This window comes from Streptomyces sp. NPDC050161 (assembly GCF_044460025.1).
Lineage (GTDB): Bacteria > Actinomycetota > Actinomycetes > Streptomycetales > Streptomycetaceae > Streptomyces.
On the sequence record NZ_JBITJM010000022.1, the window covers coordinates 41,899 to 57,730 of the forward strand.

15 protein-coding genes are annotated in these 15,832 nt (G+C 72.5%); 9 read left to right on the top strand and 6 right to left on the bottom strand.

Annotation, left to right across the window (positions count from 1 at the left end; all coding sequences use genetic code 11):
- Positions 1 to 43: 43 nt before the first annotated feature.
- The 4 genes from ACIBK8_RS28915 (at position 44) to ACIBK8_RS28930 (ending at position 4,139) form a co-directional block, all read left to right on the top strand.
- Positions 44 to 955 (top strand): transporter substrate-binding domain-containing protein, encoded by a 912-nt coding sequence (locus ACIBK8_RS28915; protein ID WP_399044872.1) that lies wholly within the window; start codon positions 44 to 46, stop codon positions 953 to 955.
- 52 nt (positions 956 to 1,007) lie between these two features.
- The gene (locus ACIBK8_RS28920) at positions 1,008 to 1,679 is read left to right on the top strand and encodes a hypothetical protein (protein WP_399044873.1); all 672 of its coding nucleotides are present in this window, start codon (positions 1,008 to 1,010) and stop codon (positions 1,677 to 1,679) included.
- On the top strand, positions 1,676 to 2,755 hold the full coding sequence (locus tag ACIBK8_RS28925) for a serine hydrolase domain-containing protein (protein WP_399044874.1): 1,080 nt from the start codon (positions 1,676 to 1,678) through the stop codon (positions 2,753 to 2,755). The genes ACIBK8_RS28920 and ACIBK8_RS28925 overlap by 4 nt, the downstream gene beginning before the upstream one ends.
- A 133-nt stretch (positions 2,756 to 2,888) precedes the next feature.
- A complete protein-coding gene (locus ACIBK8_RS28930) occupies positions 2,889 to 4,139 on the top strand; it encodes a Cmx/CmrA family chloramphenicol efflux MFS transporter (RefSeq protein ID WP_399044876.1) in 1,251 nt (416 codons plus the stop codon).
- Between the two features lie 27 nt (positions 4,140 to 4,166).
- Here the strand turns inward: ACIBK8_RS28930 and ACIBK8_RS28935 are convergent, their stop codons facing one another.
- The 3 genes from ACIBK8_RS28935 to ACIBK8_RS28945 form a co-directional block, all read right to left on the bottom strand.
- Positions 4,167 to 4,712: a pyridoxamine 5'-phosphate oxidase family protein gene (locus tag ACIBK8_RS28935; RefSeq protein ID WP_399044878.1), complete on the bottom strand. Its 546-nt coding sequence runs from the start codon at positions 4,710 to 4,712 to the stop codon at positions 4,167 to 4,169.
- A gap of 111 nt (positions 4,713 to 4,823) precedes the next feature.
- The gene (locus ACIBK8_RS28940; protein ID WP_399044880.1) at positions 4,824 to 5,999 is read right to left on the bottom strand and encodes a CaiB/BaiF CoA transferase family protein; all 1,176 of its coding nucleotides are present in this window, start codon (positions 5,997 to 5,999) and stop codon (positions 4,824 to 4,826) included.
- 40 nt (positions 6,000 to 6,039) lie between these two features.
- The gene (locus ACIBK8_RS28945; RefSeq protein WP_393688292.1) at positions 6,040 to 7,206 is read right to left on the bottom strand and encodes an acyl-CoA dehydrogenase family protein; all 1,167 of its coding nucleotides are present in this window, start codon (positions 7,204 to 7,206) and stop codon (positions 6,040 to 6,042) included.
- Positions 7,207 to 7,447: 241 nt separating this feature from the next.
- Between ACIBK8_RS28945 and ACIBK8_RS28950 the strand changes: the two genes are divergently transcribed.
- Entirely contained in the window at positions 7,448 to 8,182 is a 735-nt protein-coding gene (locus ACIBK8_RS28950; RefSeq protein WP_399044882.1) for an IclR family transcriptional regulator, read from the top strand.
- Between the two features lie 148 nt (positions 8,183 to 8,330).
- Here ACIBK8_RS28950 and ACIBK8_RS28955 read toward each other — a convergent pair whose 3' ends face one another.
- The gene (locus ACIBK8_RS28955; protein ID WP_399044884.1) at positions 8,331 to 10,217 is read right to left on the bottom strand and encodes a GAF domain-containing protein; all 1,887 of its coding nucleotides are present in this window, start codon (positions 10,215 to 10,217) and stop codon (positions 8,331 to 8,333) included.
- A gap of 70 nt (positions 10,218 to 10,287) precedes the next feature.
- Here ACIBK8_RS28955 and ACIBK8_RS28960 point away from each other — a divergent pair, with 70 nt between their 5' ends.
- The gene (locus ACIBK8_RS28960; protein WP_399044886.1) at positions 10,288 to 11,124 is read left to right on the top strand and encodes a class II aldolase/adducin family protein; all 837 of its coding nucleotides are present in this window, start codon (positions 10,288 to 10,290) and stop codon (positions 11,122 to 11,124) included.
- 21 nt (positions 11,125 to 11,145) lie between these two features.
- On the opposite strand, the gene ACIBK8_RS28965 is transcribed toward ACIBK8_RS28960, so the two are convergent.
- Together ACIBK8_RS28965 and ACIBK8_RS28970 are read right to left on the bottom strand one after the other, a co-directional pair.
- Complete coding sequence (locus ACIBK8_RS28965; RefSeq protein WP_399044888.1) at positions 11,146 to 11,442, bottom strand: DUF4031 domain-containing protein; 297 nt, start codon at positions 11,440 to 11,442, stop codon at positions 11,146 to 11,148.
- A 68-nt stretch (positions 11,443 to 11,510) separates the two neighbouring features.
- Positions 11,511 to 11,873, bottom strand: coding sequence for a hypothetical protein (locus tag ACIBK8_RS28970; protein ID WP_399044889.1), 363 nt, complete (start codon positions 11,871 to 11,873; stop codon positions 11,511 to 11,513).
- 131 nt (positions 11,874 to 12,004) lie between these two features.
- On the opposite strand from ACIBK8_RS28970, the gene ACIBK8_RS28975 reads away from it, so the two are divergent.
- From ACIBK8_RS28975 to ACIBK8_RS28985, 3 genes are all read left to right on the top strand, one after another.
- Positions 12,005 to 12,949 (top strand): MurR/RpiR family transcriptional regulator, encoded by a 945-nt coding sequence (locus tag ACIBK8_RS28975; protein ID WP_399044890.1) that lies wholly within the window; start codon positions 12,005 to 12,007, stop codon positions 12,947 to 12,949.
- A 114-nt stretch (positions 12,950 to 13,063) separates the two neighbouring features.
- Entirely contained in the window at positions 13,064 to 14,002 is a 939-nt protein-coding gene (murQ, locus tag ACIBK8_RS28980; RefSeq protein WP_399044891.1) for an N-acetylmuramic acid 6-phosphate etherase, read from the top strand.
- Positions 14,003 to 14,079: 77 nt separating this feature from the next.
- A complete protein-coding gene (locus tag ACIBK8_RS28985; protein WP_399044892.1) occupies positions 14,080 to 15,729 on the top strand; it encodes a PTS transporter subunit EIIC in 1,650 nt (549 codons plus the stop codon).
- The last annotated feature ends 103 nt before the right edge of the window (positions 15,730 to 15,832 follow it).

Below are 15,832 nucleotides of genomic sequence, written 5' to 3' on the forward strand. Positions count from 1 at the left end.
GCACCGGCCACGACCAGGAACCTGAACGCGAACGGGGACGCCCATGACCACACCCGCACAGCACCGGGACACGCCGCCGAGAAGCCGCTCCCGCCGGAGCCGCCGCCTGGCCTGCGCCGCGCTGCTCGCCCTCACCGCGCTGCTCGCCGGTGCCTGCGCCGACCCCGAGCCGCCGTCCCTGTTCGCGGACGGCCGGGTCTCGGTCGGCGTCAAGAACGACCAGCCGGGGACCGGCAAGGAGACCTCCTACAAGTTCGCCGGGTTCGACATCACCGTCGCCCGGCAGGTGCTCGCCGGCGTGCACGCGGAGCCCGATTTCAGCAGCGTGCCGTCCCAGGACCGCAGCACGGTGCTCACCCACCACCAGAAGGACCTGGTCATCGCGACCTTCTCGATCACCGACAAGCGGATGAAGGCGGTCGACTTCGTCGGCCCCTACGCCACCACGTCCCAGGGCGTCATGATCCGCGAGAACGAAGCCGCCACCATCCGCAGCCGCAAGGACCTCAAGGGCAAGCGCGTCTGCACCTGGGAGGGCACCACATCCGTCAAGGAGCTGGACAAGCCCGCCTACGACGACATCGAGGACTATCCGCAGCACGACGCCTCGCTCTGCATCAAGGACCTTCAGGACGGCACGGCGGACGCGGTCTCGACCGACCAGATGATCCTCTACGGCTTCACGCAGGAGAAGGACGCCCACCTCAAGGTCGTCCCCGGCATCCTCTTCGGCTCGGCGAACGAATACGGCATCGCGATGGACAAGGGCCACCGCGCGGACTGCCTGCAGCTGCGCGACGCGCTGCGGGACTACCTCACCAGCACCGCCTGGGAGCAGGACTTCGCCATCTCACTCCCGTCCATCAAGGACGAAGAGCCGCACTGGCAGACCGATTTCAAGCCGACCACGGAGTCCATCGACCGGTTGTCCTGCCGCGACCACCCCGCCCCCTGACCCGGCCCGAGCCCCCTCGCCCGGCCCGTGCCCCGCGCGGCACAATGGCCGCATGACACCCGAGTCCCGTACGGCACGGCCCACCGGCCAGGCACCGGACCTGCACCGGCGCTGGGCCGCCGCCGTGGCATCGGCACGCGGCCAGGAAGGCCCCGATCCCGCCCCGTATGCGGACAACCTCCTGGCCCGCTGGGCGGAGCCGCAGCGCCGCTATCACACGCTCGCGCACCTGACCGCCGTCCTGGACCGCGTCGACGAACTCGCCGCGCACGCCGACGACCTGTGCGTCGTCCAGCTCGCCGCCTGGTTCCACGACGCGGTCTACCGCCCGGACCGCTCCGAGAACGAGGAGCGCAGCGCCGCCCTCGCCGAGCGCGCCCTGCCCGAACTCGGCGTCGGCCCGGCCCGCACCGCCGAGGTCGCCCGCCTGGTGCGGCTCACCGTCACCCACGACCCGGGCCCCGACGACCGCGACGGCGAGGTGCTGTGCGACGCCGACCTCGCGGTGCTCGCCGGCCGGCCCGACGCCTACGCGGCCTACGCGGCGGCGGTCCGCGAGGAGTACGCCTTCGTCCCCGACCCCGACTTCACCGCGGGCCGCGCCGCCGTGCTCCGCCAACTCCTGTCCCTCCCCCGCCTCTTCCGCACCCCCACCGGCCGGGACCACTGGGAACACCCGGCCCGCCGCAACCTCGCCACGGAACTGGAGTTGCTGGAGGGATGAGCGACGGGACGTATCTCGGCGGCGGCAGCGGCGATCCCTGGGCCGGGGTGGACGCGGCCGGTCTGGCACGGGCCGCTCGGGCGCAGGGCGAACGGCCGGTGGCCGGTGTGCAGGACATGGCGTCGTACCTCGCGGCCCAGGTGTCCGACACCTCCCACCGGGACGTGGTGGGGCCGCTGCTCGACGGGCGGGGTGCGAGCGGCGTCGTGCTGCGGCGGGGCGTGGTCATCGCCCGCTGGGGCGATCCGGCGCGGGAGGAGATGGCGTTCAGCGCGACCAAGAGCGTGCTGTCGCTGGTGGCGGGGGTGGCGCAGGATGACGGGCTGCTGCGTCTCGACGAGCCGGTCCGCCGGTCCGTCGGCCTGCCGCAGTTCGCGGACGGGCACGGGCACGCGATCACCTGGCGCCATCTGCTGGATCAGACCAGCCAGTGGGAGGGCGAGCTGTGGGGGAAGCCCACCGCGGTCGACGCCCAGAGCACGCGGGAGGGCACGGAGTCGGCGGGCGGTCCGCCCGGGGAGGGCTGGGCCTACAACGACGTCCGGGTGAACCTGGCCGCCCTCGCCCTGACGGTGCTGTTCCGGCGGTCGCTGCCGGACGTGCTGCGCAGCCGGATCATGGAGCCGGTCGGTGCCTCGCCCTCGTGGTCCTGGCACGGCTATGCCGATTCCGTGGTGGACATCGACGGCGGCCGGGTGCCCGTGGTGTCCGGCGGCGCGCACTGGGGCGGCGGCCTGTGGATCAGCGCGCTCGACCTCGCCCGGATCGGGCAGCTCTGTCTGCGGGGCGGACGGTGGGGCGACCGCCAGGTGGTGTCACGGCAATGGATCGACGCGCTGTGGACGCCCTGCCGGGTCAAGCCGAACTACGGGCTGTCCTGGTGGCTGAACGATGACCGCACGGTGTGGCCGCAGGCTCCGGCGTCCGGCCGCTGCGCCCGGGGGAACGGCGGCAGCCACCTGCTGTGGGTGGACCCCGCTCGGGACCTGGTGATCAGTTCGCGGTGGGGAGCGGACGTCGAGACGCTGCTGGCGGCGGTGTCGGAGGCGGTGGAGCCGGTCCTGGCCGCCGGGTAACCGTACGGGAGGGCCGCGCCCCGTCCCGGAACGTGGACACCGCGCTCGAACGGGAATTCCCCTCCCGCCTTCGCTGTTCCTTGCTGTTATGCCTGCTCCATCCGATCCTTCCGTTCCCTCCGAACGCGCCCGCATGCCCATAGCCGTGTACGTACTCGGCCTTTCTGTCTTTGCGCTGGGCACCAGTGAATTCATGCTGTCCGGCATCCTCCAGCCGCTCGCCCGTGACCTGGGGGTTTCCATCCCGCAGGCGGGACTGCTGGTGTCCGCGTTCGCGATCGGGATGGTGGTCGGCGCGCCGGTGCTGGCCGCCGCGACGCTGCGGCTGCCGCGCCGTACGACCCTGATGGCGCTGCTCGCCGTCTTCGGCCTCGGCCAGGTGGCGGGCGCGCTGGCGCCGACGTACGGCGTGCTGTTCGTCTCCCGGGTGGTGAGCGCGCTGGCCTGTGCCGGGTTCTGGGCGGTCGGCGCCGCGGTCGCCGTCTCGCTGGTCCCGGTGACCGCGCGGGCCCGTGCGATGGCCGTCATGGTCGGCGGGCTGAGCGTCGCCAACATCGCCGGTGTCCCGGCCGGCGCGCTGCTCGGGCAGCACGCGGGCTGGCGGTCGGCGTTCTGGGCGGTGGCCGTGCTGTCGGTGATCGGCCTGGTGGGAGTGATCGCGCTGGTGCCGCGTACGGCGGTGCCGACGGGTGACGACCGGCCGCAGCTCCGCCGTGAGCTGGCCATCTACAAGGACAAACAGGTCTGGCTCTCGCTGACCGCGACGGCGATGAACGGCGCCGCGGTCTTCGCGCTGTTCTCGTACCTCTCCCCGCTGCTGACCGACACCGCGGGGCTGGCGGAGAGCTGGGTGCCGACGGTGCTCGCGCTCTTCGGTGTCGGCGCGCTGATCGGTACGTTCGTCGGCGGCCGGGTCGCCGACGCGCATCTGTTCCCCACCCTGTTCACCGGAATCGCCGCGTCCACCGTCGTGCTGGCCGTGCTGGCGATCACCGCGCACAATCCGGTCGCCGCCGTCGCCCTCTCCCTGATGCTCGGCGTCACGGCGTTCACCACCGCTCCGGCGCTGAACGCCCGGATGTTCAACGTCGCCAACGCCGCGCCGACGCTGGCCGGGGCGACCACCACCGCCGCCTTCAACGTCGGCAACACCCTCGGCCCCTGGCTGGGCGGCCTGGTCATCGCCGCGCACTGGGGCTACCGCTCGGTGGCAGGACTCGGCGCGGCGCTGGCCGCGGTGGCCGTGCTGACCACCTTCATCTCGTTCCGCCTCCAGCGGTCCACGCCGCGCTCCCGGATCATCGCCAAGTCGGCGCCTTCCGACAGCGCCTCCGTGCCCGCGGCCCGCTCCTCCGCTGAAGGCTCGGAGCAGCACGCGGGCTGACGTCCGACGCGCCGGGGCGGGCCGCCATCAGCCCGTCCCGGTGAAGCTCCACCGGGTCTGGCTGTAGGTCTCGCCCCGGCCGAAGCCGAAGGCCGTCTCCGGTGCGACCCGGTAGACGACGGCACGGCCGCCGCCCCCGACGAAGGCGCCGTCGCGGACCTCGAACCGCCAGTCGCCGCCGTATTTCGCGGCGTAGGCGTCGGCCAGCCGCCGCAGCGTCTCCTCGTCGCCGACCTGGACGGCTTCCCCCTCGACGACCACGTCGAGCCCGGCGTGCAGGTCGTTGCCGCCGGCTGTCGAAGTGGTCAGGACGCAGTGGGAGTTGGCGGCGATGTTGTGCGCCTTGCGTTCGGCGGGTCCGGTGCAGAAGTGCAGCGCGTCGTCCATCCAGACGGCGATCAGCGGGGTGACGTGCGGGCGCCCTTCCGGCCTGAGGGTGGCGAGCCAGAAGACCTCCGCCTCGGTGAGCCCGCCGACCGCCGCCGTCCATGCGGTGGGGGTGGCGCCGTCGCTGCTGTAGCGCGTGTCGAGGGTGGTGGACGGCTCCCTCACCGGTACGTCCCTGGCCGGCATGACGGTCTCCTTTCGGCGCGGCGCGTGGTCAGGGCCATGGTGCGGGTGCCGCCCGCCGGACCCCGCCCCCGACGCGCCGCCCGCCGCCCGTACGGGCGCGCCACGACACCGTCAGCGTTCGCTCCCCTCTCCGGGCGGCCCGCCGCGCCCGTCGGCGCCGAATTCGGCGAGCACGTCCCGGGTGTGCTCGCCCAGTGCGGGCACCGAGCCCATGCGCGCCTCGACGTCCGCGAAGTTGATGGGCGGCAGCACCGCGTCGATGGGGCCGACCGGCGTGTCGACGGCCCGCCACCGGTCGCGGGCGGCCAGCTGCGGATGGCCGGCCAGACCGTGGACGGTGTGCAGCGCGGCGTTGGTGATGCCCGCCGCATCGAGTGCGCTGACCAGTTCCGCGGTGGGCAGCCCGGCCGTCACCTCGGCGATCACCGCGTCCACGGTCGCGCGGTGGCGGCAGCGGGCGACGTTGGTGGCGTAGTCGGGGGCTTCGGCCAGGTCGGGGCGGCCGAGCACGTCACGCGCCAACTGCCGCCACTGGCGGTCGTTCTGGACGCCGATCAGGAGGTCGGGGCCGTCCGCCGTGGGGTAGGCGTCGTAGGGGACGATCGCCGGGTGGCCCAGTGCGGCGCGCGGCGGGGGCGTTCCGGTGTGCAGGGTGGTGTAGAGCGGGTGTCCCATCCATTCGGTCACCGCGTCGAACATCGAGATCTCCAGGTGGGCGCCGCCGGCGCCGCGTTCCCTGCGCAGCAGGGCGGCCAGGACGGCGGAGAAGGCGTACATGCCGGCGCCGATGTCGGCCACCGGGATGCCCGTCTTGGCCGGGGACGCGGCGGTTCCGGTGACCGATGCCAGGCCGGTCTCGCCCTGGATGAGCAGGTCGTAGGCGCGCCGGTCGCGGTAGGGGCCCGAGCCGCCGTAGCCGGACATCTCCACGGCGATCAGGTCAGGGTGCGCGGCGCACAGGGCCTCGGCGCCGAAGCCCAGGCGCGCGGCGGCGCCGGGGGCGAGGTTCTGGACGAACACGTCGGCGTGCGCGACGAGTTCGGCGAGCGCCGCGCGCCCCTCGTCCGTCTTCAGGTCGATGGCGACGGATTCCTTGCCGCGGTTGAGCCAGACGAAGTGCGAGGCCATGCCGCGCACCGCCTCGTCGTAGCCGCGGGCGAAGTCACCGCCGTCCGGCCTTTCGATCTTGATGACCCGGGCGCCCAGGTCCGCGAGGTGACGGGTGGCCAAGGGCGCGGCCACCGCCTGTTCCACGCTGACCACCACGATGCCGTCCAGCGCGTGCATGGCTCCTCCAGAGGGTGCGGTAGGGGTGCGGCGGGTGCGCTCAGTAGGACCGGGGCAGGCCCATGACGTGCTGGGATACGTAGTTGAGCACCATTTCCTGGCTGATCGGGGCGAGGCGCATCAGCCGCGACTCACGGAAGTACCGTTCGACGTGGTACTCCTTCGCGTACCCCATGCCGCCGAGGGTCTGCACGGCACGGTCCGCTGCCTGGTAACCGGCGTCGGCGCACAGCCATTTGGCCATGTTGGCCTCGCGTCCGCAGCTCAGTCCGCGGTCGTAGCGCCAGGCCGCGTTCCTGGCCATCAGGCGGGCGGCATCGAGCCTGGTCAGGGCCTCGGCGAGGGGGAAGGCGATGCCCTGGTTCTGTCCGATGGGGCGGTCGAAGACGACGCGGTCGTTGGCGTAGCGGGTGGCGGCGTCCAGCGCGGCGCGGCCGATGCCCAGGGCTTCGTGGGCGAGCAGGATGCGCTCGGGATTCAGGCCGTCCAGGAGGTAGCGGAAGCCCTTGCCCTCCTCGCCGATCCGGGCGCTCGCCGGTACCCGCAGGCCGTCGATGAAGATCTCGTTGGAGGCGACGGCGTTGCGGCCCATCTTGGGGATCGGGCGGATGTCCATGGCCGTGCGGTCGACGTCGGCGAGGAAGACGGAGATGCCGTCGGTCGGTTTGCCGACCTCGGCGCGCGGGGTGGTGCGGGCCAGCAGCACCATCTTCTGCGCGTCGCCCGCCTTGGTGATCCAGATCTTGCGGCCGTCGATGACGTAGTCGTCGCCGTCGCGGCGGGCGAAGGTGGAGATGCGGGTGGTGTCGGTGCCCGCGTCGGGTTCGGTGACGCCGAAGCAGACGTGCAGGTCTCCCGTGGCGGCCTGCGGCAGCACCTCGCGGCGCAGTGCCTCGCTGCCGTGCCTGGCGAGGACGTTGAGGCCGAAGATGGTCAGGTGCATGGTGCTGCACCCGTTCATTCCGGCACCGGACGCGGCCACCTCCTCCAGCAGCAGGGCCGCCTCCAGGACGCCCAGACCACCGCCCCCGTACTCCTCGGGTATGGCGATGCCCAGCCAGCCCGCCTTCGCGAAGGCGTCGTAGAACTCCCAGGGGAACGCGCCCCGTTGGTCCTGGTCGGCCCAGTATGCGGGGCTGAAGGACCGCGCCAGGTCGCGTACGCCGGCCTGGATGTCCCGCTGCTGCTCGGTCGGTTCGAAGTCCATCGTGCTGCCGCTCCTTGCTCGTTCGCCGGCCGGGGCGCGGTGGCGGACCGGGGGCGACGTGCGCCCCTGTACCCGCTTGAGACCCGCACACGCGCCACCCCTGAGTCCTATATGCGATCCATGGTGCGTACATGCGAATTCAGCCGAACCTATTCCTACCCCCAGGGGCGGTCAAGAGGCCGGAAACGGCCACCGGCGCCAAGCAGTAGAGTCCGTATATACGAACGCACAGGGAGCAGCAGTGCCGGAGACCCACGCCAAGGCCCACCGAACCGTCAGCCGCGTGACGGACATCCTCGAAACCGTCGCCCAGCGGCCCGGCGTCCGGATGCATGAACTCGCCACCGCGCTCGACGCCCCGAAATCCTCGGTGTTCGGGCTGGTCAAGGGCCTGGTCTCGGCGGGGTACCTGATCGAGGACCAGGGGCTCTACCACCTCGGCCCCGCGCTGGGGAACCTGCTGCTCCTGCCGGCGCCGGACGTGGCGGCGGCGGCCGGGCCCGGCCTGGAAGCCCTGCGGGACGCCTTCGACGAGACGGCCATGGTCGGCATCGCGGTCGGCGACTCCCTGGTCTACCTCGCAGCTGCCGAGTCCCGGCAGCTGATCCGCTACTCGGCGCCGATCCGCACCCGCCGCCCGCTCTACCCGCCGAGCGCGGGCAAGGTCGTACTGGCCTTCAGGTCACCCCGCCGCCGTGACGCCTATCTGGAGAACGCGATCACCGACCGGCAGGAACTCCGGGCGGCCCGCGAGGAGTTGGCGACCGTACGGTCCGAAGGTGTCGCCTTCAACCGGGGGGAGACCCTGCCCGACGTGAGCGCGGCGGCCCGTCCGATCCTGACGAACGGCGAGGTCCGCGGGGTCATCGCGGTGGCAGGGCCCACCGCCCGCATCACCCCGCGGCTGCCCGAGATCGCCGACGCGCTGAGCGGGGCGACGGCCGATGCGGCCGGGCGACTCGGCCTCCAGCGGTAGGCGGGCACACACAACACCCCACGGGGCGGCGCCGGTTCACCCCGCGGGGCGGCGCCGGTTCACCCCACGGGACGGCGCCGGGCACACTCCGGCCACGGCGGCGCTCCGGTCACGTCCGCACGCCGGTCCCGTCCGCACGCCGGAACCGTCACCACGGCTCCGCGTCCGGGTGCACCCGGAGCAGGAACTGCAGATCCAGCGCGCGCGGCGGCTCACGCCAGGTGGAGCCGAGGAGGCCGTCCAGGACGGCGAGCCGCTGATAGAGCGTGTTGACGTGGACGCCGAGCGACTTGGCCGCGGGCGCGGCGCGGCAGCCGTGGTCGAGGTAGGTCTTGAGCGTGGCGAGCATCGGCATGCTGCGGCGTTCCTGCTCCCGGACCACGTCACCCAGCAACGCGTCGAACTGCGCCTGGAGTTCGGCGCGCCCGGCGTGGCTGAGCAGCACGCGGTAGATGCCGAGCCGGGCGGCCGTGGCGGCGACGCCGGTACGGCCGAGGGTCCGCAACGCGTCCACGGTGCGCACCGCTTCGCGGTAGCAGCGGTGGAGATCGGCGGGGCCCGTGGTGGGTCCGGCGACGCCGATGGTGGCCGACGGGGGCGTGCCGCCTGCGCCCCAGGCCCGTACGAGCTGCTCGGGGTCGCGCGCGGGCACGACCGCGACCAGCCGTGCGCCGTCCGCCGCGACGATCGTGCCGGCGGGCGGGCCGAGCGCGGCGAGTTCCCGGCGCGCCCGCCGCTGGGGTTCTCCCGGTTGCCCCTGACCGGGCTCGGCCGACACGAGGCAGTACCCGGCCGACGGGTCGAGTCCCGCGTTGCGCATGCGCTGGCGCAGCACCGCCGGGTCCGGCTCGGGGCGGTGGAGCAGGTCGAGCAGCAGCGCGTCCCGGGTCAGCCGGGTCGCCTCGGTGACCGCTCGCTCGCCGACGGCGGCGAGCGCGAGGGCCGGGGCGGCCCGTTCGAGGAGCGACCGGTCGGTTTCCGCGTCCTTACCGTCCAGGAGCACCAGCGCGCCCACCGTGACCTGCCGGGCGATCACCGCCGTGATCTGGACGGTCCCGCCGTCGGCCTGGACGGCACGGCAGGCGCCCCGCGGGTCGTTGACGAGCGCGGCCAGCACGGAGGGCAGTTCGGGCACCCGCGCGACGAGGTCGGCGGGCACGGCGTCGCCCGCGTCGACGAACCGCACCTCTCCGGTGGCCGCTGCCGCGATCTCGTCCACCAGCTCCTCGACGCCGCCGCCCCGCAGCACCACGGCGGTCAGTTGCTGCTCCCACGCCAACGCCCGCTCCAGCCGCGCGTTGACGGCGGTGAGCTGTTCCGCCGCCGTCTGGTGCCGCTCGATCGCCGCGGCGCTGTCGAGGGCGAGCGCCGCATGCGAGGCCAGCGCCGACAGCAAGGTGATCTCTTCCTCGGCGAAGTGGCTCTCCCTGCGCTTGCAGACGAACAGGGCCCCGAGCTGCCGGCCGCGCGCGGCGAGCGGCACGCCGAGCAGCGCGCGGAACCGCTCGGCGGTTGCGGTGGCGTCGAAGGAGTCGTGGGCGAAGGCGGGTTCCGTGGCGTAATCGCTGGTCCAGACCGGTGCGCCACGGTTCAGGACCGCGCCGAGCATCCCGGCGTCACGGGGCACGCGCAGGCCCCGCAGCTGCGGGGTCACGGCCCCGCTCGCCACCTCCATCACGAAGTCGTCGCCGTGCACCAGGCCGATGTAGGCGAGGTCCGCGCCCAGCAGCCTGCGGGCCTGCGCGGTGATCTCCTGGAGCAGTTCGTCGGGCTGGTGGAGGCCCGCCAGCCGCGCGGCGATGTCGTTGAGCGCGGCCAGCTCCGCCGCCCGTCGGCGCCGTTCGTCCAGCCGGGCCAGCAGCCGCAGGGCGGCGCCTGCCTGCCGCTCCGCCGCCACGGGGTCGGCGCCGCCCCGCACGAGGTCGTCGCCGTGGGCGCTGATCGTCTCGGCCGACGCTCCCGCCAGCAGCAGTTCGAGCCAGGACTCGGCCATCGCCACCCCTCCGCCCGCCGCCGAGATATATGTGCACAGCACACATTAGTCCGTCGGGATCCGGGCCGTTTTCTCCGTACCCGTCCCCCGGACTCGTCCCTAGCGTGAAGACATGACCGAAACCAAGGACGCGCCCCAGACCTCGATCGAACCGTCAGGCCGGTACGGAGACGTGAACGTCTTCCGGGCGGGCGAAGGCGGGCTGCCCACCCCGCCGGAGAACCTGTCCTCATCGGAGGAGCGACTGCTGCGCAAGCGGGAACTGACCGCCGCCTTCCGGCTGTTCGGCCGGTTCGGGTTCTCCGAGGGCGTCGCCGGGCACATCACGGCGCGCGACCCGGAGTTCCCCGACCACTTCTGGCTGAACCCCTTCGCGATGAGCTTCAACCGGATCAAGGTCTCCGACCTGCTCCTCGTCAATGAGCAAGGCGAAGTCGTCGAGGGCCGAGGACCGGTGAACATGGCCGGCTTCCACATCCACTCGTCGGTCCACCAGGCCAGGCCCGACGTGGTGGCAGCCGCTCACGCGCACTCCCTGTACGGCAAGGCGTTCTCCTCGCTCGGCATGCGGCTCGACCCGATCACGCAGGACGCGACGGCCTTCTACCAGGACCACGGCCTCTACACCGAATACGGCGGCCCGGCAGGCTACCGGGAGGAGGGCACCCGCATCGCCGAGGCCGTCGGCGACGCCAAGGCCGCCGTCCTCCAGAACCACGGCCTGATCACCGTGGGGCACAGCGTGGGCGAGGCGGCATGGTGGTTCATCACCATGGAGCGCTCCTGTCAGGCCCAGCTCGTCGCCATGGCCGCGGGCAAGCCGATCAGCATCGACCACGAGACGGCTGAGTTCTCCCGCAAGGAAGTCGGCTCCCCGTATGCGGGCTGGCTCAGCTTCCGTCCCCTGTGGGACCAGATCACGGCGGAACAGCCCGACTTGTTCGACTGATCCACCCCGCCCCGGGCCGGGTCAGTCGGCCACGCCCGGGGCCCCGCCGGCCGGTGCCGGGCGGTGCTTGGGGCGGCGCAGCCCGGCGTCCGTCAGGCGGCGCAGCAGTTCCTTGCTGCCGACCTCCACCGCGCCGGCCCGCACCGCGTCGCCGTAGCGCTCGCCCGGCAGGTCGTAGTGATCGCGCTCGAAGGCCCTGCGGGGCGCGCCTATGCCGTCCGCGAAGCGGTGCAGCTCGTCGAACGAGACGTCGCTGACGACGTGCGACCACATGCGGCCGTGGCCCGGCCAGGTGGGCGGGTCGATGTAGATCGCCACGTCACCGCTCCCCGCTGCCGTCGGACACTGCCGCGCCACCCGCCGACGCCGCTCCGGAAGTGGCCACCTCACCGCTCCGACGGCTTGCCGAGCCCGCCGACGCGGGACACCGTCACGGCCGTCTTCGGGCAGACCCAGTGCGGATCGGGCCCCAACTCCGGCTCCACGTCGAGCGCGTGCGGATCGCCGGTCTCCGTGCACACCGGGCACAGCGGCCAGCGGCCGTACCGCTCCAGCAGGGCGTCCTGCACGTCCTGCGCCACCAGACCGGCGACGAACTCCACGCCTGCAGGCCACTGCTCCACCCACCATCTGCGGTGGACGACGGCGTCCTCGACCAGCGAGACGATGTCCGCGTCGGCGACCTCGTCGGCCATCAGATCGGCGAGCACCAGCGCCCGCGCGGCATGCAATGCCTGTTCCAGCTCCATGCCACCCATTCTCTCGCGGACCACCGACAGCCTTCCGCGGTTGTCCACAGGCCGTGACCTGCGGCCCGGGTTTTCCACAGGCCGGGAGTCGAGGTATTGACGCGACCAGCCGATGAAATTACTTTTCAGTTGTGAGCAGCAGCCTGAAGGAAACTTTCAAGGACGCGGCCGTCGAGACCCGACCGGCCCCGACCCCACCCGCCCCTGCGGCGCTGGCCGCCAAGGTCCGCACCCTCGGCCCTTCGATGACGCGTTCCATGCAGCGGGTCGCCGAGGCCGTCGCCGACGACCCGGCGGGCTGCGCCGCCCTCACCGTCACCGGCCTGGCGGAACGTACGGGCACCAGCGAGGCGACGGTCGTCCGCACCTCCCGTCTGCTGGGCTACCCCGGCTACCGCGACCTGCGCCTCGCCCTCGCCGCGCTGGCCGCGCAGCAGGAGGCCGGCGGCGCCCCGGCCGTCACCGCCGACATAGCGGTCGACGACACCCTCACCGACGTCGTCGCGAAGCTGGCACAGGAAGAGCAGCAGTGCCTGGCGGACACCGCGGCGGGGCTCGACGTCACCCAGCTCGAAGCGGCCGTCGCCGCGCTGGTCTCGGCCCGCCGCATCGATGTGTACGGCATAGGGGCGTCGAATCTGGTCGGCCAGGATCTGGTCCAGAAGCTGCTGCGCATCGGCCTGATCGCGCACGCCCCCGCGGACCCGCACCTCGCGGTGACGAACGCCGTACAGATGCGGGCCGGTGATGTGGCCCTCGCGATCACCCACTCCGGCCGGACCACCGACGTCATAGAGCCGCTGCGGGTCGCCTTCGACCACGGCGCGACGACCATCGCGATCACCGGCCGCCCGGACGGCGAGATCGCGTCCTACGCCGACCACATCCTGACGACGTCCACGGCCCGCGAAAGCGAGCTGCGACCCGCCGCCATGTCGTCCCGTACCAGCCAACTCCTCGTCGTCGACTGCCTGTTCATAGGGGTCGCACAGCGCACCTACGACATCGCGGCCCCCGCCCTGTCCGCCTCCTACGAAGCGCTGGCGCACCGCCACTCCCCCCGCACCCACCGCTGACCACCATCGCCCCCAGGCACCACAACTCCCCTCCCCTCCCTCCCCTCCCCTTCAGCACGCCCCTCACAGCACGTCGTACAGGTCCGTCCGTACGAGCCGGAAAGAGCCGCCCCCATGACTTCCACCGACGACCACACCCGTCTGCGGGCCCAGTTGGACACCCTCACCACAGAGGCGTTCCGCCCCGAGCTGGCCGAGATAGACCGGCGATCCACCCTGGAGATCGCCCGGACGATGAACGACGAGGACGCCACCGTCCCGGCAGCCGTCGCCACGCAGTTGCCGCGGATAGCCGCCGCCATAGACGGCATCGCCGCACGGATGGCCGAAGGCGGCCGGCTGATCTACGCCGGCGCGGGGACGGCAGGGCGGCTGGGTGTGCTGGACGCCAGCGAATGCCCGCCGACGTTCAACACCGATCCCACCGAAGTGCTCGGCCTGATCGCCGGCGGCCCGTCCGCGATGGTCACCGCCGTCGAGGGCGCCGAGGACAGCGCCGCGCTGGCCGCCGACGACCTGACCGCACTCGGCCTGACCGCCGATGACACCGTCGTCGGCATCTCCGCGTCGGGCCGCACCCCGTACGCGGTCGGCGCCGTCGAGCACGCCCGTGCCCTGGGCGCGCTGACCGTCGGCCTGTCCTGCAACGCCGGTTCGGCACTCGCCGCGGCGGCCGAGCACGGCATCGAGGTCGTCGTCGGCCCGGAGCTGCTGACCGGCTCCACCCGCCTCAAAGCAGGCACGGCGCAGAAGCTCGTGCTCAACATGCTCTCGACGATCACCATGATCCGGCTCGGCAAGACCTACGGAAACCTCATGGTCGACGTCCGGGCGTCCAACGAGAAGCTCCAGGCCCGTTCGCGGCGCATCGTCGCGCTCGCCACGGGCGCGTCCGACGAGGAGATAGAGACCGCGCTCGCCGCTTCGGACGGCGAGGTGAAGAACGCCATCCTCATGATCGTCGGCGGCACCGACGCCCCGACCACGGCCCGTCTCCTGGACGCCTCGCACGGCCACCTCCGCGCCGCCCTGGAAGCCACCCGCAAACCCTGACCCGACCGCCCCCACCGCTGCCACCCCCACCCCCACCGCACCACCCTCCTCGTTGTCCGCACAGCAAGGCACCGCACATGTCCGAAGACAAGAACCGCGCCACCGCCGCCGCGATCCTCCCTCTCGTCGGCGGCGCCAGGAACGTCACTTCCATCGCCCACTGCATGACCCGGCTCCGCCTCGGCGTCCAGGACCGTTCGCTGGTCCAGGACGACGCGCTCAAGGCGCTGCCCGCGGTCATGGGAGTGGTCGAGGACGACACGTACCAGATCGTGCTGGGCCCGGGAGCGGTCGCCCGCGTCACCCCGGAATTCGAGCGCCTCGTCGAGGAAAACCGCGCGACCGGCACCACCACCGACGCCACCACCGCAGCCGCAGCCGACACCACCGGGGCCCCAACTGCCCCCCGCCCCACCCCGGCCCAGGCTCCGACCCCGGCCCCGACCCCGCCCCTGGAAGCGTCCCCCACCACCGCCGAAGACCTCGCCGCCCAGGGTGCCGCGCTCAAGGCCCGCCAGAAGGCGAAGAACGCCACCCCGGTCAAACTGTTCCTGCGCCGGGTCGCGAACATCTTCGTCCCGCTGATCCCCGCCCTGATCGGCTGCGGCATCATCGCGGGCATCAACGGCCTGCTGATGAACCTCGGTTGGCTCCCGTCGCTGGTCCCCGCGCTGGCCGCGATGGCCTCCGGCTTCATGTCGCTGATCGCCGTCTTCGTCGGCTACAACACCGCCAAGGAGTTCGGCGGCACCCCCGTCATCGGCGGGGCGGTCGCCGCGGTCATCGTCTTCCCCGGCGTCGCGGACATCACCGCGTTCGGCCAGAAGCTCTCCCCCGGCCAGGGCGGTGTGCTGGGCGCCCTGGCCGCCGCGCTGCTCGCGGTCCAGGTGGAGAAGTGGTGCCGCAAGGCCGTACCGGAGGCGCTGGACGTCCTGCTCACGCCGACCCTCACGATCCTGGTGACGGGCCTGGTCACCCTCTTCGGCCTGATGTACGCGGCGGGCGAGGTCTCCACCGCGATCGGCACGCTCGCCAACTGGCTGCTGGCACACGGCGGCGCGTTCGCCGGCTTCGTCCTCGGCGGCCTCTTCCTCCCCCTCGTGATGCTGGGCCTGCACCAAGCCCTCATCCCCATCCACACCACCCTCATCGAACAGCAGGGCTACACCGTCCTGTTGCCCATCCTCGCCATGGCGGGCGCGGGCCAGGTCGGCGCGGCCATCGCCGTCTACCTCCGGCTGCCGCGCAACGGCTCGATCCGCACCACCATCAAGTCCGCGCTCCCGGCCGGTTTCCTGGGCGTCGGCGAACCGCTGATCTACGGCGTCTCACTGCCCCTCGGCCGCCCCTTCATCACCGCCTGCGTCGGCGGCGCGTTCGGCGGCGGCTTCATCGGCCTCTTCAACCAACTCGGCGACACCGTCGGCTCCACCGCCATCGGCCCCTCGGGCTGGGCCCTGTTCCCTCTGGTCAAGGGCAACCAAGGCATCGCCACCACCCTCGTCATCTACGCAATCGGCCTGGCCGTCGGCTACCTCACCGGTTTCCTCGCCACCTACTTCTTCGGCTTCAGCAAGCAAATGCGCACGGAATTGAACGCAGAAACCCTCAAGGAGACCGCCGTCGCCACACCGGCGGCACAGGCGCCCACGCCGCACCCGGCAGCATCCGCGACTCCGGCCGCATCAGGCGCCGGAAACAGCGGAATCGACATGGTGGGCCGGTAGGAACGCGGGGAAGAACACGCAACACACCCCCCGTTGCGGGCGGCACACGGTCGGCCGGGCCCACCGTGTGCCGCCGGAAACGCGGTGGAGCCGGGCCGAGCGC

What these genes read in the sequence shown, in the direction of transcription:
- ACIBK8_RS28915 (WP_399044872.1), top strand. Translation starts at nt 44, where the DNA reads ATGACCACACCCGCACAGCACCGGGACACGCCGCCGAGAAGCCGCTCC.
- ACIBK8_RS28920 (WP_399044873.1), top strand. Translation starts at nt 1,008, where the DNA reads ATGACACCCGAGTCCCGTACGGCACGGCCCACCGGCCAGGCACCGGAC.
- ACIBK8_RS28925 (WP_399044874.1), top strand. Translation starts at nt 1,676, where the DNA reads ATGAGCGACGGGACGTATCTCGGCGGCGGCAGCGGCGATCCCTGGGCC.
- ACIBK8_RS28930 (WP_399044876.1), top strand. Translation starts at nt 2,889, where the DNA reads ATGCCCATAGCCGTGTACGTACTCGGCCTTTCTGTCTTTGCGCTGGGC.
- ACIBK8_RS28935 (WP_399044878.1), bottom strand. Translation starts at nt 4,712, where the DNA reads ATGCCGGCCAGGGACGTACCGGTGAGGGAGCCGTCCACCACCCTCGAC.
- ACIBK8_RS28940 (WP_399044880.1), bottom strand. Translation starts at nt 5,999, where the DNA reads ATGCACGCGCTGGACGGCATCGTGGTGGTCAGCGTGGAACAGGCGGTG.
- ACIBK8_RS28945 (WP_393688292.1), bottom strand. Translation starts at nt 7,206, where the DNA reads ATGGACTTCGAACCGACCGAGCAGCAGCGGGACATCCAGGCCGGCGTA.
- ACIBK8_RS28960 (WP_399044886.1), top strand. Translation starts at nt 10,288, where the DNA reads ATGACCGAAACCAAGGACGCGCCCCAGACCTCGATCGAACCGTCAGGC.
- ACIBK8_RS28970 (WP_399044889.1), bottom strand. Translation starts at nt 11,873, where the DNA reads ATGGAGCTGGAACAGGCATTGCATGCCGCGCGGGCGCTGGTGCTCGCC.
- murQ (WP_399044891.1), top strand. Translation starts at nt 13,064, where the DNA reads ATGACTTCCACCGACGACCACACCCGTCTGCGGGCCCAGTTGGACACC.
- ACIBK8_RS28985 (WP_399044892.1), top strand. Translation starts at nt 14,080, where the DNA reads ATGTCCGAAGACAAGAACCGCGCCACCGCCGCCGCGATCCTCCCTCTC.